Genomic DNA, 23,879 nt, shown 5'->3' with positions numbered 1-23,879 from the left:
GGCCACCTCCTCGTGCGTTCCGGGCTCGTGCGGCTGAGTATGCGCACCGAACGCCGCCCGCGCAATATGTCAGACGTTTTTCGTTCGGAGTTGCCTACCGAAATGGTGGCCCACGCCCTAGGCTGGCCGGATGAAGGACGAAACCGCCTCCGGGCTCCGCGTGAAGCGCGTACAGGCCGCGTACGTGCAGGTCGCGAACCAGCTGCGGGAGCAGATCATCGGCGGCGCACTGCCCACCGGCACGCGACTGCCGAGCGAAGCCGAGCTGTGCACCCTCTTCGGCGTCAGCCGCAGCACCGTCCGCGAAGCCCTGCGCCTGCTCGCGAGCCAGCAGCTCATCGACACCACCCGCGGCGTCACCGGCGGCAGTTTCGTGGCCGCGCCGGACGCCGGAGCAGTCGCCGAAAACCTCGGCGGCACGCTGGGCCTGCTGGTCAACGCCAACAACCTGAGCGTGGACAACCTCATCGAAGCCCGGCTGATGATCGAGCCGCCCGCCGCGCGGCTGGCCGCCGAACGCGCCGGCGAAGTCGACCTCCAGAGCCTGCGGCGGACCATGGAGCAGACCACGCAGCTCGACCCCGACAAGGGCTTCGCCCTGCACTGGGACTTCCACACCACGCTCGTGTCCATCACCGGAAACCCGCTGCTGCGGCTGATGTGCCAGCCCGTCAACGTCGTGCTGCGCTCCCGGTTGCACCGCGAACGGATCCTGGCGTCGCGCTGGGCCGAAATCGACACCCACCACGAGGGGATCTACGCCGCCGTGGCCGCGGGCGACGGCGAGGCGGCCGAGCGCCTGACCCGCGAGCACCTCGTCGCGCTACGCCCGTTCTACGAGCGGATGAAACCCGAAGAAGAAAACGTCTGAACTTTTCCTTGCGTCTCGGCTCGTGCACTTGCAGACTTACCCCGCGGGACGCTCCGGCGGCCCGTGGGTCATCAACGCCGAGTCCCTTGGAGGAGCCGTGTCCCCCGCTTCAACCGAGCCCCTCGCCCGGACCGTCGGCGAGTTCGCCGCGCGGGTCCGGCTCGGCGACGTGCCCCCCGACGTGGTCGACCGGGCCCGCCACCTGATCCTCGACGCGGTCGGCGTCGCGCTCGCCGCGGGCGACCACGAGTTCACCCGGCGGGCACGGCGAGCCCTGGCTCGGTTCGGCACCGGTGACCAGCCGGTGCTCGGGCTGCCCGACCGGCTGGCCCCGCGGGAAGCGGCGATGCTCAACGCGGTGCTGGTGCACGGACTCGACTTCGACGACACGCACAGCGGTTCGGTCACCCACGTCTCCGCGAGCGCGCTGCCCACCGCACTCGCCGCCGCGGTCCAGCACGGCCGATCCACCGAAGACCTGCTCCTGGCCTACATCCTGGGCGTCGAGATCAGCGCGCGCGTCGGCCAGGTCTCGCGCGGCGGCTTCCACACGGTCGGCTTCCACCCCACCGGCGTCGCGGGCGCGTTCGGCTCGGCGGTGGCGGCCGCGAAGCTGTCCGGCCTGGACGCCGACGGCATCACCGCCGCGCAGGAGATCGTGGGCTCGATGGCGTCGGGCATCCTGGAATTCCTCGCCGAAGGCGCGTGGACGAAACGCCTGCACCCGGGCTGGGCGGCGAACTCCGCGCTGACCGCGGTCGCCTTCGCCGCCGAAGACTGGCCCGGTCCCCCGCGGGTCTACGAAGGACGCCACGGCCTGTACGCGACCCACCTGCAGGGCCGCGAATGGGACGCCGCCGAGCTGGTGCGGGACCTGGGCACCCGCTGGGAACTCCTCGAGACGGCGGTGAAGCCGTTCCCCAGCTGCCACTTCACGCACGGCTTCGCCGACGCGGTGCTGGCCCTGCGCGCCGAGGCCGGCTTCGGCGCGGCCGACGTCGCCCGCATCCGCTGCTTCATCCACCCGACGCCGGGCGCCGCCGTGTGCGACCCAATCGAGCGCAAACGCGCGCCGCAGGACGACTACGACGCCAAGTTCAGCCTGCCGTTCGTCGCCGCCGCGTGCGTCTCGCGCGGCCGGCTGACACTGGCCGAGTTCACCGACGAAGCCTTGGGCGACCGGGAAATCCTCGAGCTTCGCCCAGCTCGTGGACATCGGCGACGACCCGGAAAGCCTGTTCCCGCACGCGTATTCGGCGGCCGTCGAAATCGACCTCCACGACGGACGCAAGCTCTCCCGCCGCGAAGCCGTCCACCGCGGCCACGCCGAGCGGCCGCTGTCCCACGAGGACATCCGCGAGAAGTTCACCGGCAACGCGGGACCGCGCGCGGACGCCGTGCTCCCGCTCGTGCTCTCCCTGGGCGAGCCCGGCGACGCGCGTGCGTTCGCCGAAGCCCTCGCGTCCTGAATTCTCTTTCCCTCCCTGCGAATTCCCGAGGCGGTACCCCCATGCCCGAAACAGCTCCCGCACGCCCGGTCGTGACCGGCAGGCCCCTCTCCCCCGCCCGCATCGCGACGTCGTCGATGATCGGCACGCTGGTGGAGATCTTCGACTTCATCGTCTACGCGTTCATGGCCGCGCTCGTGTTCGGCCCGCTGTTCTTCCCGGCCGCGTCCCCGTGGATGGGCACGCTCGCCGCGCTCGGCACCCACGCGGTGGCGTTCGGCATGCGCCCGCTCGGCGCGCTGCTGTTCGGCTGGCTGGGCGACACCCGCGGCCGCCGCACGGCGTTGCTCGGCTCGATGCTGCTGATGGGCACCGCGACCGTCGCGATCGGGCTGCTGCCCACGTTCGCCACGGCCGGGCTGTGGGCGCCGGTGCTGCTGGTCGCCTTCCGGATGCTGCAGGGCCTGGCGGTCGGCGGCGAATGGGGCGGCGCGGTCCTGGTGGCGGTCGAGCACGCGCCGAAGCGACGCCGCTCGCTCTACGGCTCGTTCGTCCAGCTGGGCACGGTGCTCGGCATCGCGCTGGCGAGCGCGGTCGTCCTGCTGGTGAGCACGGCGGTCAGCGCGGACGTCTTCCGCGCCTGGGGCTGGCGGGTGCCGTTCCTGGCCAGCGCGCTGCTGGTGGTACTGGGCCTGGTGCTGCGCAAGCGGCTCGAGGAGACCCCGGAGTTCGTGGCGGAGCTGGCCAAGCACGAAGCGACGACCGGCCGCCGCCCGAAGGTGCGCGCGGTGTTCCGCGACCACTGGCGCGAGCTGATCGCGGGTTCGCTGATGTGGTCGGCCCCGTGCTCGTTCCTGTACGTGCTGATGACCGGGCTGGTGGCCTACACGAAAACGTACGTGCCGTCGCTGAGCGGGCTGGACGTCCAGCTCGGGCTGCTGATCACGTCGCTGGTGCTGGCCGGGCTGACGGTGCTGAGCGCGACGCGCGCCGACCGCTGGGGCCGGGAGCGGCTGATCAGCTGGTCGGGCGTGCTCCTGGTGGTGTGGGCGTTCCCGGCGTTCTGGCTGGTCGACACGGGCGCGTTCGGCCCGATGCTGCTGGCGATGCTGGTGGGCAGCGTCTGCTACGCGGCGTTCAACGGCGCGGTCCCGTCGCTGATGGCGGATCTGTTCCCGGTGGCGTCCCGCTACACGGGCTGCGGCCTGTGCATCGCGTTCGGCACGGCCGTGGCCGGCGGCATCCTGCCCATCGCCGGGCTCGCGGTCGTGGGTGAGACCGGCGGTTCGTCGGCGCCGCTGTCGCTGACGCTGATCTTGTGCGGGGTGCTGACCCTGGCGGGTGTCGCGCTCGCGCGCCGCACGCGCCAGGAGCAGACCGCGGCGTGACCCGGCGTCCGGCCGGAAGCCGAGCAGCTTCGCGGCGAGGCAGGCCCATTTCGGACTGACGTCGACGTGATCGAGCACACGACACGCGGCTGAGATACGGCACCGCCATGGCAGCCATTGATGACCGGCTGCTCGGCTCTGCAGCGGGAACTCGGATTCACCCGAAAGCTGCGCCCGCGGGGCAGCCTTGCCCCGCGGGATGGCGGCCCGGGTTCGTCCGGGCCGTGCCGCGTCCCGTCTTCCACCCCGCAGAGTTTGCCGACACCGTGTCGGTATACTTGCCGACATGATGTCGGAAAAAGGGAGACGCAGTGTTCCTCGCCTTACGTGAACTCGCCTTCGCGCGCGGCCGGTTCGCGCTCATGGGTTCGGTGGTCGCGCTCATCGCGATCCTCATGGTGTTGTTGTCGGGGTTGTCGGTCGGACTCGTCAACGACGGTGTGTCCGGCCTGAAGAAGCTGCCGGTATCGGCGTTCTCCTTCCAGGAAGGCACTTCGACCGACGGCGCCTTCTCGCGCTCGGCGGTGGATGTGACCGTCGCCGAGACCTGGCGGGGACGCCCGGGCGTCGAAGACGCGAGCCCCTTCGGCAACACACTGGTGAACGCCGAGTCCGACCGCGGCGTCGACATCGACCTGGCGCTGTTCGGCGTGGAGCCGGACAGCTGGCTCGCCCCCCGGGCGACGAACGGGGAGCGGCTGGGCGGCCACGGCGACATCCTGCTCGGCCAGACCGCCGAGGACGCCGGTGTGCGGGTCGGCGACACCGTCGTGGTGGACCAGCTCGGCACGCCGTTGAAGGTCGCCGGCTTCCTCGACGGCCAGCACACCTTCGGCCATGTCGACGTCGCCTATCTCGACCTGCGGACCTGGCAGGAGATCCACGCCGGTGTGCGGCAGGGCGAGACCGCCCTCCCCCACACCTACGAGCAGGCCACCGCGATCGCCCTGCGCGCCGCGCCGGGAGCCGATCTCGACCTGACGGCCGGTGACCAGGCGGCGGGCACCAGGTCACTGACGTTGACGGAGTCCTTCGGTGCTTCGCCCGGGTACTCCGCGGAAACCTCGACACTGGATCTGATCCAGGTGTTCCTCTACGCCATCTCCGCCTTGGTGGTGGGCGCGTTCTTCACCGTCGTCACCATCCAGCGCAAGCACGAGATCGCCGTGCTGCGCGCCATGGGCGCCGACACGGCCCGTCTGCTCCGCGATTCCCTCGCGCAGTCGCTGATCCTCCTGCTCGCCGCGTCGGCGGTCGGGGTCGGGCTCGGCGTCGCCGCGGGCGCCGCGATCTCGGGCACGCCGATGCCGTTCGCGCTCGACTTCGCCTCGATCGGCGCCGCCACCGCCGGACTCGTCCTGCTCGGGCTGCTCGGCGCCGGTGTCGCCGTCCTGCGCATCACCCGGGTCGACCCGCTGACCGCACTGGGAGGATCCCGATGAACGCCACGGCACCCAGCCTCGTTCTCGACTCCGTCACGCTCGTGCACGGGGACGGCGACGAGACGGTCACCGCGCTCGGCGACGTGCATCTCACGCTCCGGCCCGGCGAGTTCGTCGCCGTCGTCGGTCCCTCCGGCTCCGGCAAATCCAGCCTCCTCGCGGTGGCGGGCGCCTTGGTGGCCCCGACCAGCGGGAGCGTGCGGATCGGCGGGGTCGACCTCGCCGGGCTGAACGCCCGGCGGCTGACCCGGCTGCGCCGCGACCACCTCGGGTTCGTCTTCCAGTCCGGCAACCTCGTGCCCGCGCTGACAGCCGTGGACCAGCTGCGGCTGCCCCTCACGTTCGGCAAGGGGGGCGACCGCCGCGACCCGGCCACGCTCCTGGCGGAGGTCGGCATGAGCCACCGCGCGGACCGCCGTCCGCACCAGCTTTCCGGCGGGGAACGCCAGCGCGTCGGCATCGCGCGGGCGCTGGTCACCCGGCCCGGCCTGCTGCTCGTCGACGAGCCCACCGCGGCGTTGGACAGCCAGCGCAGCCAGGAGATCGTCGGCCTGCTCGCCCGCGAGGCCCATGAGCACGGCGTGGCCACGGTGATGGTGACCCACGACCACGACGTGCTGCACCACTGCGATCGGGTGCTCTCGATGATCGACGGTATCTTGAGCGAGTACGCCCCGCAGACCGTTCCCATCCGCTGACCGAGGTTCGCCATGCCCCGCATCCAGGCACCCACCGTCGCCGAGCACCGCGCCCGGCAACGCCGGTCGATCCTGGACGCCGCCCGGGCCCTGCTCGCCGAGAACGGCGAGTCGCCCTCGCTCGCGGCCGTGGGCGCCCGGGCGGGGCTGGCGAGGTCCAGCGTCTACGAATACTTCTCCTCACGAGACGATCTTCTGGCCGCGGTCATCGCCGACGTCCTCCCCGCCTGGGCGGCCCGGATCGTCGAGTCCGTCGACGACGCCCCCACACCCGGCGCCCGCGTCTGGGCCTACGTCACCGCGAACATGGAGCTGTTCGCGGGTTCGGAACAGGCCGTCGCCCGCGCTTTGACGAACGTGGTGGACCCGGCCGTCCTGGCCGCGCCCATGGCGGAGTTCCACCAGTCGCTGCGCGAACCGCTCCTCGCCGCGCTACGCGCGCACGGCGAGCCCCAGCCCGAAGTCATGGCGGACATCGTCGGCTCGATGGTGGTCCGCGCCAGCCGCGACCTGTGGTCGCCGAACAAGCGGACGGCCCAGCGCCGTCTCGACGCGGCACTGGCGCTGCTGCGCCGGCTGCTGGGCCCCTACCTCCAGCTCCCGGGGAGCGAAGGCGGCGCCGGCGTGGAAAAGCCTTCGCCCAAGCGGGTCCGGTAGGCGTCATCCGGCGTTGGCCTCGAGTTCTTCAACGCCGACGACCTGAACCGAGCACCGACCATGGTCGAGGGTATCCGATCGACCCTTTTTACACTATGCTCAATCGTATAAACGATCCAAGCTGGGGGACTGAGCCGCAGGACGGAAGTGCACATGACCGCGACGCGAGGTCCGGCTCCCATCGAGACGCGCCCCTGTCCGGAGCGTGCGGTGGGGAAAGGCGCCACGCTTTTGCGGTTGCCGCGGACGACGGATCCGAAGCAGATCGGGATCATGTACATGGTCACGTCGTTCGGGTTCTTCATGGTCGGCGGGCTCATGGCCATGCTGCTCCGCACGGAACTCGCCCGGCCGGGGCTGCAGTTCCTCTCGCAGGAGCAGTACAACCAGATGTTCACCATGCACGGCACGATCATGCTGCTGCTGTACGCGACACCGATCGTGTTCGGGTTCGCCAACTACGTCCTGCCGCTGCAGATCGGCGCGCCGGATGTGGCGTTCCCGCGGTTGAACGCGTTCTCGTACTGGCTGTACCTCTTCGGCGGGCTGATCGTGCTGTCAGGCTTCCTGACCCCGGGTGGCGCTGCCGACTTCGGCTGGTTCGCCTACACCCCGCTCTCGGACGCGATCCACTCGCCGGGTGTCGGCGCGGACCTGTGGATCACCGGTCTCGTCGTCTCGGGCCTGGGCACCATCCTCGGCGCGGTCAACATGGTCACGACCGTGGTTTGCCTGCGCGCGCCCGGTATGACGATGTTCCGGATGCCGATCTTCACCTGGAACATCCTGGTCACGAGCATCCTGATCCTGGTGGTGTTCCCGATCCTGACCGCGGCGCTGTTCGGCCTGTTGGCGGACCGCAGACTCGGCGCCCACGTGTTCGACCCGGAGACCGGCGGCGCGATCCTGTGGCAGCACCTGTTCTGGTTCTTCGGCCATCCCGAGGTCTACATCGTTGCCTTGCCGTTCTTCGGCATCGTCACCGAAATCGTCCCGGTGTTCAGCCGGAAACCGTTGTACGGGTACAAGGGCATGATCTTCGCGACGATCGCCATCGGCGGGCTGTCGATGGCCGTGTGGGCGCACCACATGTACGCCACCGGCGCGGTGCTGCTGCCGTTCTTCGCCCTGATGAGCTTCCTCATCGCCGTCCCGACAGGGATCAAGTTCTTCAACTGGATCGGCACGATGTGGAAGGGCCAGCTGAGTTTCGAGACGCCGATGCTGTTCAGCGTCGGGTTCATGGTGACCTTCCTCTTCGGTGGCCTGACCGGGGTGATGCTCGCGTCGCCGGCGATCGACTTCCACGTCACCGACACCTACTTCGTGGTCGCGCACTTCCACTACGTGCTCTTCGGCACGATCGTCTTCGCGACCTACGCCGGGATCTACTTCTGGTTCCCCAAGATGACGGGCCGGATGCTCGACGAGGGCCTCGGCAAATGGCACTTCTGGACCACGTTCCTCGGCTTCCACGGCACCTTCCTGGTCCAGCACTGGCTGGGCAACGAGGGCATGCCACGCCGCTACGCCGACTACCTGTCCACCGACGGCTTCACGACCCTGAACACCGTCTCCACCATCAGTTCCTACGTACTGGGCGCCTCGGTGCTGCCGTTCGTCTGGAACGTCGTGCGCAGCTACCGCTATGGCGAGGTCGCCGAGGTCGACGATCCCTGGGGCTACGGCAACTCCCTCGAGTGGGCCACGACCTGCCCACCGCCGCGGCACAACTTCACCGAACTCCCCCGCATCCGTTCCGAACGCCCGGCTTTCGAACTGCACTACCCGCACATGATCGAGCGGCTACGCGCCGAGAACCACATCACGTTCACCGGCCGCACTGTGCCCACCACGGAAGCCCCCGACGCACCATCGGAAGCGTTCGCCTCAGCCGTGACCCCCGGCGACGCCGATGGCAGCGACACCCTCGGCGACGACCCCGGTTCGGACGCGCCGTAACCGACCGGGTTTCGCGAGCGTGGGTTTCCCGGCTCCTGACGACAGTCGGGGGAAACCCGTCAACTGCTCGACACGGTCAGATGGGCCAGGCACAGGGACGGTTCGACGAAGGGATCGAGCCGCTCGGCGGCGATAGGTGCGCGCACCTCGGCCAGGACACCTTGCATCAGTCCCAGGTGCAGCGCACACACCACATCACGGTGCTGCTGAGCGATCTCTCGGAACGGGCAGTGTCGCAGCGGGATGACCGGGCTCTCGGCGTCATCCACGGCGCCCGGCGCGAAGCCGGCGTCCGCGAGCACGGCCGACAGGCGCCGGATCCCGTCCTCGGCGTCGACACGCTCGAACGGCGTCGGCCGCTCGGTCAGGTAGCGGCCCCATTCCTGGCCGGCGGCGATGGCGGCCTGCCGCGGCTGCGGAAGTTCGCTGGCGACCAACGTGGTCAGCATCGTCGCGAGCAGTTGGTAGCTGCGCTGACCAGCAGCGGTGTCCTGCGGCTTCGCCTGGTACACCATCCGCGGCCGGCCGGGCTGGTTGCGGTCCTCGACCTGCCGCTCGGCCAGACCGGTTTCGACCAGATTGTCCAGGTGGAAGCGGGCCGTGTTCGCGTGCAGGCTCGTCGCCGCGGCGACCTGCTGCACACCGAGGGGACTGTCCGCCGCGCGCAGCAGGTCCAGCACCCGGGCCCGGCTCTCTCCGAGCGTGGGACCCGAGGCGACATCGGTCAACGGCCGTTCACTCATACCGGTCATTTTAGTCCACGTGGATTCGTGCAAACCAGCGTTTGCCCTCGAGCCGGACCTGGTGTCGCTGGTGCTCATGTCCGGCTGTCACGCCGGGCCGCCGCGTGGGCGCGCATGGTCTCCGCCAACTGGTCCGTGAGGTGATCCCAGCTGGTCTCGAACGCCGCCACGCCGTTGTCCTCGAGGGTTCGCACGACGTCGTCGTAGTCGAGGCCGATCTGCTGCAAGCGGTCGAGGACGCGCTGGGCGTCGTCGTAGTGGTCGCGGACGGAGTCGTCCGGTACTTCGCCGTGGTCGGCGACCGCGCGCAGGGTGGCTTCGGGCATGGTGTTCACCACTCCCGGCGCGACCAGTCCGACGACATAGCGGGTGTCGGCATAGGCGGGATCCTTGACCGAAGTCGACGCCCACAGTGGTCGCTGTGGATTGGCCCCGGCAGTCCGCAGCGCTTCCCACCGCGGCGAGGAAAACACCCGTTCGTAGCGTTGGTAGGCCAGCCGCGCGTTGGCGATCGCCGCGCGACCGCGCAGTTGTGTTGCTGCCGCGGTCCCGATCTTGTCCAGGCGAGCGTCGACTTCGGTGTCCACACGGGACACGAAGAACGAGGCGACAGAAGCGATCCGGGACAGATCGTGCCCGGCGTGGCGGGCCTGCTCCATGCCGTCGAGGAAGGCGTTCATCACCGCGTCGTAGCGCTGCAGGGAGAAGATCAATGTGACGTTGACGCTGATGCCCTCGGCGAGGCAGGTGGTGATCGCCGGCAGTGCCTGCCGGGTGGCGGCGATCTTGATGAACAGGTTGGGGCGGTCGATGGTCCACCACAGGGCTTCGGCTTCGGCGACGGTCGCGTCGGGGTCGTGGGCGAGCCGTGGATCGACCTCGATCGAGACTCGCCCGTCCACCCCGCCGGTTGCGTCGTAGACCGGACGGAGGACGTCACAGGCGTCACGGACGTCGTGGGTGGTCAGCGCTCGAAGGGCTTCGCCGGTGTCCACACCGCGCACGGCGAGACTCCGTATCTGGTCGTCGTAAGCGTCGCTACCGGTGATCGCTTTGGCGAAGATGGTGGGGTTCGTCGTCACGCCGACCACGTGATCGTGGGCGATCAGGCCGGCCAGGCTGCCCGAGGTCAGCCGGTCGCGGTCGAGGTCGTCGAGCCAGAGGGACACTCCGTGTTCGGTCAAGGTGGTCAGGGCGTCGGCCATGGGACTCTCCGAATCCGGCGACGGGTACGGGGTCCGGTGGCCCCCGCGGACGACGGCGACCGGGCAGGTCGCGTTGTGCAGCACGGTGTGGCTGGTCGATCCGAGCATGAGCGTGGCGACGTCGCCGTGACCTCGTGAGCCCAGGACGAGCAGCTCGGCATCGGCCGCCGCGGCGGTCAGGGTCGAGGCGGGTGCGCCGGAGAGCACAGCGGAGCTGACGCGGACGCCGGGGTGGCGCCGGGCGTGTGCGGAAAGCAGGCCGTGCAGCGTGTCCGCGGCAGTCACATGGAGGCGACGCAGATCGTCTTGCGGGAGGTTCGCCATGATCTGGATCGTGGCGGCGTCGAACACGTGGATGGCGCGCAGCTCGGCGTGGCGCTGGGCGGCCTGTTCGAAAGCGAACGCCAGTGCCAGGTGTGCGCTCGACGAGCCGTCGACCCCGACCACGACCGCCCTACGGCGGTCCTTGTCGATGTGGTCGCCGAGGTCCGGGACGACCACGACCGTGCAGTGCGCGTGCCGCGCGGTCTGGGCGCTGACCGAGCCCAGGCGGAATTCGTGTGGTCCGTCGGCTCCGCGCATGCCGACCACGAGCAACGCGGCGTCGGCTGCGGCGTCGATGAGCCGGCGTGCCGGGTGGCCGGACACCGCCGCAGGTACCACGTCCACTCCGGGTGCCCGCATCCGCGCATGACGGGCACCGTGGGCGAGGAGCTGTTCGGCCGCTGAGGCCACGGTGTCCTCGGCCCCGCGCTGGTCGGGCAGGCGCGCGTGACGGCCGACGTGGCACAGGACCACCTCGCTTCGGTCGCGCGCTGCCTGGGCCACGGCCCAGTTCGCTGCCTGGATGCTGCACGGCGAACCGTCGAAGCCGACCACGATGCGAGCCCGGTCAGTCACAGCTACCTCCACGTCGGCGACGAACACGAAATCCCCGCACCCCCGGGCCGTCAACTTCCCGGCGCCGGCTCCGGACGGGGCAACGAGGTGACGAGAGCCGTGTCGGCGCCGACGTCACCGACCTTCGCGGCACCACCAGGGCTACCCAGTGGCGCCGAGCGAGTCGCGAGAGTCTCGGTGAAGAAGCGGGCGTTGTCCTCGAGGTAGATCTGCCAGCGTTCGGGCAGGTCCTCCTCGTAGTAGATCGCTTCCACCGGGCACACCGGCTCGCACGCGCCGCAGTCCACGCACTCGTCGGGATGGATGTAGAGCGAGCGTTCCCCGACGTAGATGCAGTCCACGGGGCATTCGTCGACACAGGCGCGATCCATCACGTCGACGCAGGGCTCGGCGATCACGTAGGCCATCGGTGCTCCGTTCGGCTCGCCGGCTTCCGTCTCGGCTATTTATTACTAGAGTACTCGTATAAAAGACTGGCCGATAGCCCGATCGAGGCCGAAGGAGCGTATCGATGGAGAAGTCTTCACTGGACGAGCTCGCTCAGCAGCACACCCGTGCTCGCCCTGGCCGCGGGGTTTTCACTCGCTGAGCACGACAATCCCGGCGAGGCCGGGAGAGATGCTGATCGTGCCGCGTACGCGACATTCCCTCGAGGCGATCGAGGACTCGGCTGTGCTGCTCACCGTCGCCAAGAGCGGCAGCGACTACCCGGCACCCGACCGTGGCTGACCGTGAACCGGTCGCAGGCGCATCGGCCGCTTTTCCACGGCTGGTCTCGAGAGACTGGTTACTTGGCAGAGGCCGGGCAGTGCGACTCCGGGTCGACCTGGGCGTCCTCGATGAACTGGCCGCATTCCGGGCAGACGCGGGACAGCCAGCAGACCGGGTCGCCACCGGACGGCGGCTCCGCGACGGGCTGTTCGTCGCCGGGCGGGTGCCGCGGGGCGGTCATCGATGTCGCCGGAGCAGGTCAGCCAGGACCGCGGCTTGGCTTTGCTCTACGTCCTTGGTCGCCGTGAGCAAGGTCAGCGGCTTGCCTTGCGGCAACGCGCGGAGCCGGTCGAGCGCTGCCCGGCCGGCGACGGTGTCGAGCTCGTCGCGGTACCGGGAGGCGAATTCGGCGAACTTGTCCGGGTCGTGGCCGAACCACCCACGGAGCTCGGCCGACGGTGCGACGTCCTTGTTCCAGTCGTCCAGGTTCAGCGCGTCCTTGCGGATTCCCCGAGGCCAGAGCCGGTCCACCAGGACCCGGACACCGTCTTCGGGTTCCGGGTCGTCGTACGCGCGCCGCACCCGCACCAGCGGCTGTTCCGTCATGCTCCACCACCTTGCCCCTTGTCCGACGGTTCGTCCCAGATCGGCAGCGTGAGCGCGGCGCCCAGGCGCCGGAGTTCGTCCCGGTGCAGAGCACTCAGCTGCGCGAGTGCCTGCTGGCCGTGCTCGGTCAGCTGGACCCGCACGGCGCGGGCGTCGGTCGGATCCGGCGCCCGCTCCACCAGTTCTTGCTTCTGGGCCCGGTTGACCAGTTCGACGACGCTGTGGTGCCGCAACTGCAGCCGCTCGGCCAGTTCGCGCATGGTCGCCCACTCGCGGCCGGGGAAGCCCTTGAGGGCCAGCATCAGCTGGTAGTGCTGCGGGGTGAGGCCGTGGCGGCGCACGGTTTCCTCGCTGAAGCGCAGGTAGCGCCGGATACCGAAGCGGAAGCGCGCGAGCTCCTCGAAGTCCTGCTTGGTGAGCCGTTTCGATCCCACGCGGCCGCCGTCCGTTGTCATGACTCCATGAGACCACGCGCGCCGAGGAGTTTCACGGCGACCGACCCGACCACAACTATATCGTGATACGATACAAATGCATGGTCGGCCGACGTCCCGTCGCAGCCGGGAGGCACCCAGGAGGTGTGGCATGCTCAGTGCACGTGAACAAGAAATACCCGGCGAGATCCAGCAGCAGGCGTACGCGACCGCCGCGCTGGTCACGACAGCGCTCTTCGTGCTGATGCTCGTAGGCCCGAACGTCTTGAGCGAGAAGGAAATCCTCGCCCGGATGACCACACCGCCGCGTCGATCGTGGGCCGCCCCGGGCTCGCTCAACGAGCTGACCGACCTCGATCACTCCCCCTGGGCGCACGCTCAAGTGCTGCACGAACCGGACGCGTTCGGCGGACACCAGGTCCGACAGCTCCTGGCCACGCCGAGAACGGCACGCGGCAACAGCTTTACCGGTTACACACCTTCCGTCGCCGCCTGAAAGGCCGGCGCGGGTTCGAGGAACTCACCCGTGGAGGAACGATGGTCCTCACCTACCTGCTGCTCACCATCCTGGCGCTGGGCGCGATCTGGCTCAAGGCGAGCATCCGGGTCATCAACCAGTACGAACGCGGAGTGGTCTTCCGGTTCGGGCGGGTCCAGCCGGCCATCCGCGGGCCGGGCATCGCACTGCTGGTGCCGATCGCGGACCGACTGCAGAAGGTCAGCATGCAGATCGTCACGATGCCAGTACCCGCCCAGGACGGCATCACCCGGGACAACGTGACCGTCCGCGTCGACGCCGTCGTCTACTTCCGCGTCATCGACCCACGCCGCGTCGCCGTCGACGTGCAGGACTACGTCTCGGCCATCGGCCAGGTCGCCCAGACCTCGCTGCGCTCGATCATCGGCAAGAGCGAGCTGGACGACCTGCTGTCCAACCGGGAAGGGCTCAACCAAGGCCTGGAGCTGATGATCGACAGTCCCGCGCAGGACTGGGGCGTGCACATCGACCGGGTGGAGATCAAGGACGTCGTCCTGCCCGAATCGATGAAGCGGTCGATGTCGCGCCAAGCCGAAGCCGAACGCGAGCGACGCTCCCGCGTCATCACCGCCGACGGGGAACTGCAGGCGTCGGCGAAGCTGGCCCGGGCCGCCGAGACCATGGCCGAACACCCCGCCGCACTGCAGCTGCGGCTGCTGCAAACGGTCGTCGAAGTCGCCTCGGAGAAGAACTCCACGCTCGTGCTGCCCTTCCCCGTCGAACTGCTCCGGTTCCTGGAGCGCGCCACCCCCCGCGACGCAGACCAGCCGGCCGGCGACGCCGTTCACACACCGGAACCGGCGCCGTCCACCAGCAACGGCCGCCCGGCGCCATTCACGCCGCACATCATCGATGTCGACGACGCCGAGCACGCCGCGCCCGTCGGCGGGCGACCGGTCCAGTAGGGCCGCCCGTCGACAACACCCCTGCGGGCAGAGCACCCGCAGAATCGCGCCCCGACAGGAGCGGGGCGTCGCCCGGTCACCGGTGGATTCCCCCCCCCGTCCCCCCACCGGTGACCGGGACACCATCCCCGACCCGGCCAGGAGGCACGGTATGGGACAGAACGTCGCCCAGAAGCTGATCGCCGCGCACCTCGTCTCGGGCGAAATGACTCCGGGGCAGGAGATCGCGCTGCGCATCGACCAGACCCTCACGCAGGACGCGACCGGCACCCTGGTGATGCTCGAACTGGAAGCCCTCGGCCTCGACCGCGCGCGTACCGAGGTGTCCGTGCAGTACGTCGACCACAACCTGCTGCAGACCGACAGCAAGAACGCCGAAGACCACGACTTCCTCCGCTCCGCCTGCCGCCGGTTCGGCATCTGGTACTCCAAGCCCGGCAACGGCGTCTCGCACCCCACGCACATGCAGCGCTTCGGGCGCCCCGGCACAACACTGGCCGGGTCGGACAGCCACACCCCCGCGGCCGGGTCGCTGGGCATGCTGGCGATCGGCCTCGGCGGCATCGAAGTGGCGATGGCCATCGCCGGGGAACCGATCCACCTGCGGATGCCCGAGATCTGGGGCGTCCGGCTGGCCGGCGCGCTCCCTGCGTGGGTCAGTGCCAAGGACGTCATCCTGGAAATGCTGCGCCGCCACGGCGTCAAGGGCGGCGTCAACCGGATCATCGAGTACCACGGCCCGGGCCTGGCCACGCTGACCGCCATGGACCGGCACGTGATCGCGAACATGGGTGCCGAACTGGGCGCCACGACCACGGTGTTCCCGTCCGATGAGCAGGTGCGCGCCTTTCTGCGGGCCGAACGGCGCGAGGACGATTTCGTCGAGATACTCGCCGACGCGGACGCCACCTACGACCTCGCCGACGAGATCGATCTGTCCACAGTAGAACCCTTGATCGCGTTGCCCAGCTCGCCGGGCAATGTGGTCACCGTCCGCGACGTCGCCGGGCGCGACGTGCAGCAGGTGGTGCTCGGTTCCTCGGCCAACCCCGGTCTCCGGGACTTCGCCGTGGTCGCCGCCATAGTGTCCGGCCGGCAGGCCGACCCGCGGGTGTCGTTCGACGTCAACCCGACCTCGCGGCAGATCTTGCAGGACCTCACGAAGATGGGCGCGACGTTCGACCTCATCGCCGCCGGGGCACGGCTGCACCAGTCCGGCTGCATGGGCTGCATCGGCATGGGACAGGCACCGGCCAACGGCCGCAACAGCCTGCGCACCGTCCCGCGCAACTTCCCCGGACGCTCCGGCACCCGCGAGGACTCGGTCTACCTGTGCTCGCCCGAGACCGTCGCGGCCGCCGCCCTCACCGGGCAGATCACGGACCCACGCGATCTGCCCGCTCTGCTCGGCATCACCTGTCCGCGGATCAAGCTGCCGGCCGAGTCCAGCGTGAACACCGCGATGCTCGAACCGCCGCCCGCCGAGTCCGCCGACCACACCGAACTGGTCAAAGGCCGCAACATCGCCTCGCTTCCCGACTTCCCGCCGCTGCCCGACCGCGTCGAGGCGCCGGTCGTGCTCAAAGCCGGTGACGACGTGTCCACCGACGAGATCCTGCCCGCCGGAGCACGGGTTTTGCCCTACCGCAGCAACATTCCCAAGCTGGCGGAGTTCACCTTCGGCCAGATCGACGAAAGCTACGCCGATCGCGCGCTCGGGAGCCGGGACCGCGGCGGGCACATCGTCGTGGCCGGCACCAACTACGGCCAAGGGTCGTCGCGGGAGCACGCCGCCATCACGCCCCGCTTTCTCGGCCTCCGGATCGTCCTCGCCGTGTCGTTCGCCCGCATCCACTGGCAGAACTTGGCCAACTTCGGGGTACTCGCACTCGAGTTCGGCGACCCCGATGACTACCAGCGGATCAAGCAGGACGACGTCCTCGTGGTGGACAACCTCCGGTATGCGATCGCGTCGGGAACCGCGATCACCGTCCGCAACGCGACCACAGAGGACGAGTACCTCGCCCGGCACCACCTCTCCGCCCGGCAAGTGGCGATGGTGCTGGCCGGCGGGATGATCCCCTGGCTGCGCAACCACGAACCCGCATCCCCGCGCTGAGCCGCGGCACATCAGGATTTCGCGACGCCGGCGGGACGATCACCAGAGACCTCTCCCGGCTCACGAAACACACCGAGGCCCCTACCACGGCGCCATGCCCGGCGCCCGGTATGCCGGTCGACGCGCCTGCGCAGCGGCCAAGTGACCGTGGGTGTCACTCGCGAACCCTTCTCGAGAACGCTCCAGGAGAACACCGACGGATAGGGACCCAGGCGGACGGTCACGCCGGCTGTTCCCGGACCACGGCGACCGGACAGCCCGCGTGCTGCAGCACCGCCTGGCTCACCGACCCGCCCAGCGCCGCCCGCACACCGCCTCGACCACGCGACCCCACCACCACGAGGGCCGCGCCGGCGGACTCGGCCACCAGCACGTCCTGCGCGCGCCCCGGAACGAGCCGAAGCTCGATCTGCGCAGTGGCCAGGCGGGAGCGCCACGGGTCGAAGACGCGCTGGAATGTGCGCCACTCGGCGGCTTCGGCGAGCGACCAGTCGTCGGTGACCGCGGCGACGTCGGCCGTGCCGCGCACGGACCAGGCGTGGACCGCCGTGACGCCCACGCCTCGCTGCGCCGCGGCCCGCACGGCGAATTCGATGGTGCGTTCGCACCGTTGTGAGCCATTCACACCCACCACGACGCGGGCGGCCGACCGCCCCGGCGTCGTGGGCTGCATGGGGCGGACCACAACGACCGGACAGGCCGCGCGCGCGGCGACCCGGAAGCTGACCGATCCGCCGAACAGGCCGCGCACGCCGCCCAGACCGCGGCTGCCGAGAACGAGTAGCTCGGCGTCGGCGCTCTGGGCGAGCAGCGCGGGCGCTCCGGCCCCGGTCAGGAGCCGGGTGCTGATCTCGAGTTCGGCAGCGACGTATCGCGCGCGCTGCACCGCCTGCTCGATCACCAGTCTCGCGGCGTCGGGCACGCCGATGTTCTCGTACGGCCGCGGCAACTCACCGAGGACAGCCCAGGAGACCGCAGTCGCGTAGGCGTGCACGACGCGCAACGGGAGTCGGCGGGCCGCCGCCTCGGCGGCGGCCCAGTCGAGAGCGTCGTGAGCGGACTCGGTTCCGTCCACGCCGACGACGACCGGACGTCTGCGCCGCATCCCGCTCACCTGCTCGCGGGATCGAGCCGGTACATCTCGGCGGCCCTGGCCAAGACCAGCCCGCCCAGTTCGCCGCGGCGGACCAGCTGGTGCAGCACCCGGTACACGATCGACTCGGCGTCGATCCGGAAGTGCCGCCGCAAGGCCGGGCGGGTGTCGGACAGTCCGAACCCGTCGGTGCCCACCGAACACCAGTCACCCGGCACGAACGGAGCGATTTGATCGGGCACGGCCCGCATCCAGTCCGACACGGCCACCACTGGCCCCTGCACGTCCTTCAACCGGCTCGTGACGTACGCGGTGCGGCGAGGCTGCGCGGGGTGGGTGAGGTTCCACTCGTCGGTGGCGAGGGCGTCGCGGCGCAGCTGGGTCCACGAGGTCACCGACCACACGTCGGCGTGGACGTTCCAGTCCTGGTGCAGCAGGCGCTGCGCGTCGAGCGCCCAGGGCACCGCGATACCTGACGCGAGGATCTGTGCGTGCGCGCCGTCGCCCGGTTCGGCCGGAGCGTAGCGGTGCATGCCGGCGAGGATGCCCTCGACGTCGACGACGTCGGGTTCGGCGGGCTGGGCGATCGGCTCGTTGTAGAGGGTGAGGTAGTAGAAGACGTTCTGGTCCTCGCCCGGGTGTGGCTCGCCGTACATGCGCCGCAGCGCGTCGCGCACGATGTGCCTGAGTTCGAATCCGTAGGCCGCGTCGTAGGCGATGCACGCGGGGTTGGCCGAGGCGAGCAGCAGCGAGTGGCCGTCCTGGTGTTGCAGGCCTTCGCCGTTGAGGGTGGTGCGCCCGGCGGTCGCGCCGAGCAGGAAACCGCGGGTCATCTGGTCCGCCGCGGCCCACATGCCGTCGCCGGTGCGCTGGAATCCGAACATCGAATAGAAGATGTAGACCGGGATCATCGGTTCGCCGTGGGTGACGTAGGAGGTTCCGGCCGCGGTCCAGGATGCTGCGGAGCCGGCTTCGGTGATGCCCTCGTGCAGCATGACCCCCGTGGTGGATTCCTGGTAGCTGAGCATCTGGTCCCGGTCGACCGACAGGTAGTTCTGGCCGTGCGGGGAGTAGATCTTCCTGGACGCGAACAGCGCGTCCAAGCCGAAGGTGCGGGCCTCGTCCGGGATGATGGGCACGAACCGGTGGCCGATCTCCGGATCTTTCATCAGGTCCTTGAGCAACCGGACGAACGCCATCGTCGTGGCAACCTGCTGCCGGCCGGATCCGCGCCGGGCGACGGCGTACGCCGGAGCACCGGGCAGGTTCAGCGGCGAGCTGCGCACCGTGCGGGCCGGGAGGTAGCCGCCCAGCGCACGGCGCCGTTCGTGCAGGTACTCGATCTCCGAGGGTTTGCGGGGCCGGTAGTAGGGCGGCAGCTTCTCGTCGAGGTCCGCGTCGGGGATGTCGAGGTAGAGGCGGTCGCGGAAGCTTTTCAGGTCCTCGAGCGTCAATTTCTTCATCTGGTGGGTGGAGTTGCGGCCCTCGAAGTGCGAGCCGAGCGTCCAGCCCTTGATGGTCTTCGCGAGGATCACCGTCGGCGCACCGGTGTGCTCGGTGGCCGCGCGGTAGGCCGCGTAGAGCTTGCGATAGTCGTGGCCCCCGCGTTTGAGACCCCAGACTTGCTGGTCGGTCAGGCCGGCGACCATGGCGAGGGTTCGAGGATCGCGGCCGAAGAAGTGCTCGCGCACGAACCGGCCGGACTCGGCCTTGTAGGTCTGGAAGTCCCCGTCGGTGGTGGTGTTCATCAGGTTCAGCAGCGCGCCGTCGGCGTCGGCGGCCAGCAGCGGATCCCATTCCCGGCCCCAGATGACCTTGATGACGTTCCAGCCGGCGCCGCGGAAGTAGGACTCCAGCTCCTGGATGATCTTGCCGTTGCCGCGCACCGGGCCGTCGAGCCGCTGCAGGTTGCAGTTGATCACGAAGGTCAGGTTGTCCAGCCCGTCCCGGGCCGCGACGCCGATCGCGCCGAGGGATTCCGGTTCGTCGATCTCACCGTCGCCGAGGAACGCCCACACGCGCTGGCGGCTGGTGTCGCGGATGCCGCGAGCGTGCAGGTAGCGGTTGAACCGAGCCTGGTAGATCGCGTTCAGCGGGCCGAGACCCATCGACACCGTGGGAAACTCCCAGAAGTCCGGCATGAGCCGCGGGTGCGGATAGGAGGGCAGGCCGCCGCCGGGGCCGTGGTGGGACACTTCCTGGCGGAAACCGTCGAGCTGGTCCTCCGACAGCCGGCCTTCGAGGTAGGCCCGTGCGTAGATTCCGGGCGAAGCGTGTCCCTGGAAGAAGATCTGGTCCCCGCCACCTTCGGCGTCATGCCCGCGGAAGAAGTGGTTGAAGCCCACCTCGTAGAGCGAGGCGGCCGAGGCGTAGGTGGAGATGTGCCCGCCGACACCGATCCCGGGACGTTGCGCGCGGTGAACCATGATCGCGGCGTTCCATCGGATGTAGGCCCGGATACGCCGCTCGATCCGTTCATCACCCGGGAACAGCGGCTCGAGGTCCGGCGGGATCGTGTTGATGTAGTCGGTGTTGCTGAGGCCCGCCATCCCGAGATGGCGGTCGCGCGCCCGTTGCAGCAAACTCAGCAGCAGGTACCGCGCCCGGCCCGCGCCCTCGTGATCCACCGCGCCGTCCAGCGACGCCAGCCACTCCTGCGTCTCCGCCGGATCCAGATCGAGAAGCTGGCTGGGGAGCCTGCTGCCGATCACCGAACGATCCTGTGCACCTGACGACATCGACTCTCCCTTCCTGGCGCCACCCGGCTCTCCCGGAGCCGCTTGGCGGGCAGCGAGTGCTTCAGATCAATCGGAGGGCCGAGTGCGTAGGTGCCGATCGGCCCGAGCACGACAGGCGCAGCGCGCCACGAATATATCGTAACACGATACATAGACGGTACGGCTGCGCCAGCCGTCGCACTATCGACAGTCAGATATATCGTGTTACGATAGATCGGTGCGTGGGTCCACCCCTTGAACGGGCATCATCCGGCCGGGGAGGCACCAGGAGGTGCATCATGCTGAACTTCCGCGAGCGGAAGGCCTTGCGCGAACTGCAACATCGGCTCCTGGCGGATCACCCGGATCTCGAACGGTCGTTCCGCGACGCCCCGCTTCATCGGCCACTGTGGCACCGCTGGCGGCTCTGCATCACCGTGATCACCGCCTGCGTGACCGGCATTGTCATGCTGCTGCTGGGATCCCCGGCGAGCGCGCTGGGAATCGGTGTCGTGGCGTGGGTTGGGTGGCATATGTGGCTTCGCCCGGGCGAGACCGATGCACACCCGGGCGTGACTACTACTCCCCCGCCAGGATGACCGACGCCCGAGCGGGAGACCGGGCAACGGTACCGCCGTGTTCACGTACCGGACGCCGGTCCCCCGCTTGATCAGAAGTTCGCGATCCCGAGCACCACCAAGGTGACGACTTTCAGCAGCTCGACGGCAACGTAGGCGACGTGCGCCCGTGATCGCGGCAGGTCCGCCCCGTCCGGAGCGTTCAGGACCCGGTCGGTGCGGCGGTTCAGCCGCGGCCGGATCGCCACCAGCTGGACCACGAGCAGGACGAGCGCCAAGGCGACCAGCGAGCTCGCCAGACCGGCGAACCTCCCAAGTGCCACAGCGACGACAAGACCGACGGCCAGCACGCTCTCGACGACGTTCAGGGCACGGAACACCAGCCGGCCGATCCCCAACCCGAGGGGGATCGTGACCCCGGGCGCGCGGAACTTCAACGGTGCCTCGATGAAGGAAATGCCGATCACCATGCCGAGCCAGGTGAAGGTGAACGCACTCACGAGCGCGCTGGACGTGTGATCCACAGCGAGAAGGCCTTTCGTCACAAACTGCCGATTCAACGGATGAAGCCACCCGGGGGCCGACGACGCACGGCCGAGCGGCCGGACGCACGCGTCGGCCGGTCAAGCAAGCGCCCATCTTCCTTCACCGGAAAGCTGAGACGGATTTTACACTATCTACGCTTGTAAAAACTACGCTGGCCTGGTGAGGTGTCAGGTGCAGGAACTCGCCGAGCCGCCCGCGGAGCGCGGATCGGACGTGGCCACGAAGGAGGAAAGGCGACATGAGCTCGACTTCGGTCTACATCCGGGGCACCGGCGACGATCCCGTCGTAGGAGCGACTGCATGGCTCACCGACATCATCGACACGCTGCTGGCCGAAGCCCGGTCAAAGTCGGCATTGCTGACCGAGCTCAACTTGGAGCCCGCCGATCGGCAAGCCGCCCAGGCCAGCCTGAACGCCTTCTGCGCCGAGCGGGTCCTGCGTCACCTCGCCGCCACGGACCAAGCCTTGTACGCGCCTGCGGCAGGTGCTGGTCCGACCCGGCTGCTGGTCACCGCGTTGCGCATCCAGCATCGGATCATCACCGACGACGTCTCGGATTTGGAAACGGCCAGCACTGCCGACCGATCCCGCGCTGCCGCCCGTTCCCTCGTCACCATGCTCGAGTCATGCCTGGAGATCCAGAAATCGGTTCTCCTTCCCGCCCTCGCCGAACTCCCCGGAGCCGACCTGCCGAGCCTCGTTCACGACATGGGCGCCGTGCTGGCGGGAAAGTCACTGGAGAAGCCTGATGAGCTCGACGTCCGGGAGATTCCCCACGGCCGGCGGCACCCTCGTATCTTCGGCACCTACGCCAGGCTCGCCGAAGGCGAATCGTTCGTGCTGGTCAACAACCACGATCCAAAGCCGTTGCGCCGCGAGTTCGATGCCGCTTATCCGGGCCAATACGCATGGGATTACCTCGAACAGGGCCCCGCTCGGTGGCGGGTCCGCATCGGCCGCCCGGCCACAGCGCGGTGAGGTCGCAAGATGGCGGAACGTGCCGACCGGCCGAGCATTCTCTGTGACGCACGGACCGAGATCGCGAAGTCCGAGAAGGCCACCATCGCGATCCTCTGGCGATTGAGCGAAACAGGACGTCAACTCGACGCGAACCCCGTGCACCTCGCTCGCAGGGTTGCTGGGCGGTGACCAGCGACTTCGCGGGCTACTACGAGGTGTCCGGCGCGTTCGGGTATGGCGACGAGCAGCTCGGCACAGTCACGATGGCGTCCGAGTACACCGTGTCGGGCAGCAACGTCACCTCGAAACCCGTCTCGTTCTATGCGAGCACGGCCACCACCGGGGTCGTGTTCGAGGGAGATCTGATCGACGCGTGTGGCGGGCAGACCGGCAGTTCCGTCGACGGGAAGTACTCCTTCCTCGATGTCGGCGACGTGCCTGCCTACACCTCGCGGTTCTGGGAACCGAACGGCTACAACAGCTACTGGGGTGGCGGCGCCTGCAAGTCGCAGGTGACGCAGTGGTCGTGGAACGTGCCCGACGGCCCGTCCGGGCATTGGTACGTCTACGCCAAGAGCCCCGTGCTTTACAGCCTCGACGGTGACCCCCTCTACCGGTTCCACACCGCCCACCCGGTCGACCTGCCGGCCGACCCCGGCAGCGGCGGCTTTCACCAGTCCTGACGTCCCCAGCAGGCATATACGTTCCGGCGTAGGCTCGCTGCCATGACCGCTCCGCAGGAGCCATTCCGTCCTCGGCGTGACTACCTCTCGCCATCCCAGCGGCCCCTGCCGCCGGGATGGCAAGAGCGTCGCCACGCCGAGGACGCCGACGCACGCCCCGCGGCCGGCGAGGGCTGCGTCAAGATCTTCGTCCCAGGCACAATGCGCAAGTGGCTGGCCGTTCGTGCGCACGACGCGGACGCTCCGCACGCGGACACCCACGAAACCGAGACCTTCCACGAAGCGGTCACCTGGGCGTTCGACCAAGCCCCGGTGGTGTACCTGTCCGAGCCCATGACCGGTGATCTCACCAAACTCTCCCCACCGCCCCCGCAGGTCCGATAGCTCAACAACCGTCGCTCGACGAGGTCAACGACCAGACCAGACCGCGAGCTCGAGCGCGTCAACCCCAGAGCCGGTTGACCAAGGCCACCACCCGACAAGCTGGAACCTGAGGGCGGTGCCGAACCTCGTTGCCAGCCTCTTCGCAGACCGCGAGTCGGCCGACCGGGTGCACCGGACCGTCCGGCTTCTCGTGGTGGGTGCGGTGCTGATCGTCGCGATGCCGAGCAGCGTGCTGATGGTGCACCCGGAGGTCTTGACGGCGCTCGTCAGCGTGAGGTGACAGAAGGTTG

Annotated in this window: 23 protein-coding genes and 1 pseudogene; 14 read left to right on the top strand and 10 right to left on the bottom strand. The window is 69.2% G+C overall.

The features are described 5' to 3' along the window. The first annotated feature begins 130 nt into the window (after nt 1–130). From QP939_RS34735 to ctaD, 6 genes are all read left to right on the top strand, one after another. Nucleotides 131–871, top strand: coding sequence for a FadR/GntR family transcriptional regulator (locus tag QP939_RS34735; protein ID WP_285450540.1), 741 nt, complete (start codon nt 131–133; stop codon nt 869–871). Nucleotides 872–968: 97 nt separating this feature from the next. Beyond that, nucleotides 969–3,707: an MFS transporter gene (locus tag QP939_RS34730; RefSeq protein ID WP_285450539.1), complete on the top strand. Its 2,739-nt coding sequence runs from the start codon at nt 969–971 to the stop codon at nt 3,705–3,707. Between the two features lie 311 nt (nt 3,708–4,018). Beyond that, nucleotides 4,019–5,149, top strand: coding sequence for an ABC transporter permease (locus QP939_RS34725; RefSeq protein ID WP_285450538.1), 1,131 nt, complete (start codon nt 4,019–4,021; stop codon nt 5,147–5,149). Next, a complete protein-coding gene (locus tag QP939_RS34720; protein ID WP_285450536.1) occupies nt 5,146–5,847 on the top strand; it encodes an ABC transporter ATP-binding protein in 702 nt (233 codons plus the stop codon). The genes QP939_RS34725 and QP939_RS34720 overlap by 4 nt, the downstream gene beginning before the upstream one ends. 12 nt (nt 5,848–5,859) lie before the next feature. Beyond that, nucleotides 5,860–6,504 carry a TetR/AcrR family transcriptional regulator gene (locus QP939_RS34715; protein WP_285450535.1) on the top strand — a complete coding sequence of 215 codons (645 nt, stop codon included), beginning with the start codon at nt 5,860–5,862 and terminating at the stop codon, nt 6,502–6,504. Nucleotides 6,505–6,657: 153 nt separating this feature from the next. After that, nucleotides 6,658–8,466, top strand: a complete 1,809-nt coding sequence (gene ctaD, locus QP939_RS34710) for an aa3-type cytochrome oxidase subunit I (protein WP_285450534.1) — start codon at nt 6,658–6,660, stop codon at nt 8,464–8,466. A 59-nt stretch (nt 8,467–8,525) separates the two neighbouring features. Here the strand turns inward: ctaD and QP939_RS34705 are convergent, their stop codons facing one another. From QP939_RS34705 to QP939_RS34675, 7 genes and pseudogenes are all read right to left on the bottom strand, one after another. After that, on the bottom strand, nt 8,526–9,209 hold the full coding sequence (locus tag QP939_RS34705; RefSeq protein ID WP_285450533.1) for a helix-turn-helix transcriptional regulator: 684 nt from the start codon (nt 9,207–9,209) through the stop codon (nt 8,526–8,528). A 74-nt stretch (nt 9,210–9,283) separates the two neighbouring features. Then, a complete protein-coding gene (gene tal / locus QP939_RS34700) occupies nt 9,284–10,414 on the bottom strand; it encodes a transaldolase (RefSeq protein WP_285459916.1) in 1,131 nt (376 codons plus the stop codon). 57 nt (nt 10,415–10,471) lie between these two features. Then, nucleotides 10,472–11,293: pseudogene (locus QP939_RS34695) on the bottom strand (universal stress protein); the annotation flags it as partial. 71 nt (nt 11,294–11,364) lie between these two features. Beyond that, nucleotides 11,365–11,721, bottom strand: coding sequence for a ferredoxin (gene fdxA, locus QP939_RS34690; RefSeq protein WP_285450532.1), 357 nt, complete (start codon nt 11,719–11,721; stop codon nt 11,365–11,367). A 380-nt stretch (nt 11,722–12,101) separates the two neighbouring features. Beyond that, nucleotides 12,102–12,266 (bottom strand): hypothetical protein, encoded by a 165-nt coding sequence (locus QP939_RS34685; RefSeq protein ID WP_285450530.1) that lies wholly within the window; start codon nt 12,264–12,266, stop codon nt 12,102–12,104. Next, nucleotides 12,263–12,631, bottom strand: coding sequence for a DUF488 domain-containing protein (locus tag QP939_RS34680; RefSeq protein WP_285450529.1), 369 nt, complete (start codon nt 12,629–12,631; stop codon nt 12,263–12,265). The genes QP939_RS34685 and QP939_RS34680 overlap by 4 nt, the downstream gene beginning before the upstream one ends. Then, nucleotides 12,628–13,086, bottom strand: coding sequence for a MarR family winged helix-turn-helix transcriptional regulator (locus QP939_RS34675; RefSeq protein WP_285450528.1), 459 nt, complete (start codon nt 13,084–13,086; stop codon nt 12,628–12,630). The genes QP939_RS34680 and QP939_RS34675 overlap by 4 nt, the downstream gene beginning before the upstream one ends. Before the next feature lie 130 nt (nt 13,087–13,216). On the opposite strand from QP939_RS34675, the gene QP939_RS34670 reads away from it, so the two are divergent. The 3 genes from QP939_RS34670 to QP939_RS34660 all read left to right on the top strand — a co-directional run bounded on the left by QP939_RS34670 (nt 13,217) and on the right by QP939_RS34660 (nt 16,627). Continuing rightward, nucleotides 13,217–13,561, top strand: a complete 345-nt coding sequence (locus tag QP939_RS34670; RefSeq protein WP_285450526.1) for a hypothetical protein — start codon at nt 13,217–13,219, stop codon at nt 13,559–13,561. Between the two features lie 41 nt (nt 13,562–13,602). Then, complete coding sequence (locus tag QP939_RS34665; protein ID WP_285450524.1) at nt 13,603–14,508, top strand: slipin family protein; 906 nt, start codon at nt 13,603–13,605, stop codon at nt 14,506–14,508. Between the two features lie 151 nt (nt 14,509–14,659). Then, the gene (locus QP939_RS34660) at nt 14,660–16,627 is read left to right on the top strand and encodes an aconitate hydratase (protein ID WP_285450523.1); all 1,968 of its coding nucleotides are present in this window, start codon (nt 14,660–14,662) and stop codon (nt 16,625–16,627) included. A 220-nt stretch (nt 16,628–16,847) separates the two neighbouring features. Here the strand turns inward: QP939_RS34660 and QP939_RS34655 are convergent, their stop codons facing one another. Together QP939_RS34655 and aceE are read right to left on the bottom strand one after the other, a co-directional pair. Next, nucleotides 16,848–17,732, bottom strand: a complete 885-nt coding sequence (locus tag QP939_RS34655; RefSeq protein ID WP_285450521.1) for a universal stress protein — start codon at nt 17,730–17,732, stop codon at nt 16,848–16,850. 5 nt (nt 17,733–17,737) lie between these two features. Beyond that, nucleotides 17,738–20,458 (bottom strand): pyruvate dehydrogenase (acetyl-transferring), homodimeric type, encoded by a 2,721-nt coding sequence (gene aceE, locus QP939_RS34650; RefSeq protein WP_285450519.1) that lies wholly within the window; start codon nt 20,456–20,458, stop codon nt 17,738–17,740. 278 nt (nt 20,459–20,736) lie between these two features. On the opposite strand from aceE, the gene QP939_RS34645 reads away from it, so the two are divergent. After that, a complete protein-coding gene (locus tag QP939_RS34645) occupies nt 20,737–21,036 on the top strand; it encodes a DUF3040 domain-containing protein (protein WP_285450518.1) in 300 nt (99 codons plus the stop codon). Between the two features lie 71 nt (nt 21,037–21,107). On the opposite strand, the gene QP939_RS34640 is transcribed toward QP939_RS34645, so the two are convergent. Then, complete coding sequence (locus QP939_RS34640; RefSeq protein WP_285459915.1) at nt 21,108–21,485, bottom strand: hypothetical protein; 378 nt, start codon at nt 21,483–21,485, stop codon at nt 21,108–21,110. A 314-nt stretch (nt 21,486–21,799) separates the two neighbouring features. On the opposite strand from QP939_RS34640, the gene QP939_RS34635 reads away from it, so the two are divergent. From QP939_RS34635 to QP939_RS34620, 4 genes are all read left to right on the top strand, one after another. Then, nucleotides 21,800–22,540, top strand: coding sequence for a DUF2249 domain-containing protein (locus QP939_RS34635; protein ID WP_285450516.1), 741 nt, complete (start codon nt 21,800–21,802; stop codon nt 22,538–22,540). A gap of 167 nt (nt 22,541–22,707) precedes the next feature. Next, complete coding sequence (locus tag QP939_RS34630; RefSeq protein WP_285450515.1) at nt 22,708–23,205, top strand: hypothetical protein; 498 nt, start codon at nt 22,708–22,710, stop codon at nt 23,203–23,205. A 42-nt stretch (nt 23,206–23,247) separates the two neighbouring features. Then, nucleotides 23,248–23,589: a hypothetical protein gene (locus QP939_RS34625; RefSeq protein WP_285450514.1), complete on the top strand. Its 342-nt coding sequence runs from the start codon at nt 23,248–23,250 to the stop codon at nt 23,587–23,589. A gap of 115 nt (nt 23,590–23,704) precedes the next feature. Beyond that, on the top strand, nt 23,705–23,869 hold the full coding sequence (locus tag QP939_RS34620; protein ID WP_285450513.1) for a hypothetical protein: 165 nt from the start codon (nt 23,705–23,707) through the stop codon (nt 23,867–23,869). Nucleotides 23,870–23,879 lie beyond the last annotated feature (10 nt).

The organism is Amycolatopsis nalaikhensis, from assembly GCF_030264295.1.
GTDB classification, from domain to species: Bacteria; Actinomycetota; Actinomycetes; order Mycobacteriales; family Pseudonocardiaceae; genus Amycolatopsis; species Amycolatopsis nalaikhensis.
The sequence above is the reverse complement of the archived record's forward strand: the minus strand, read 5'-3'. Positions and strand labels throughout refer to the sequence as shown.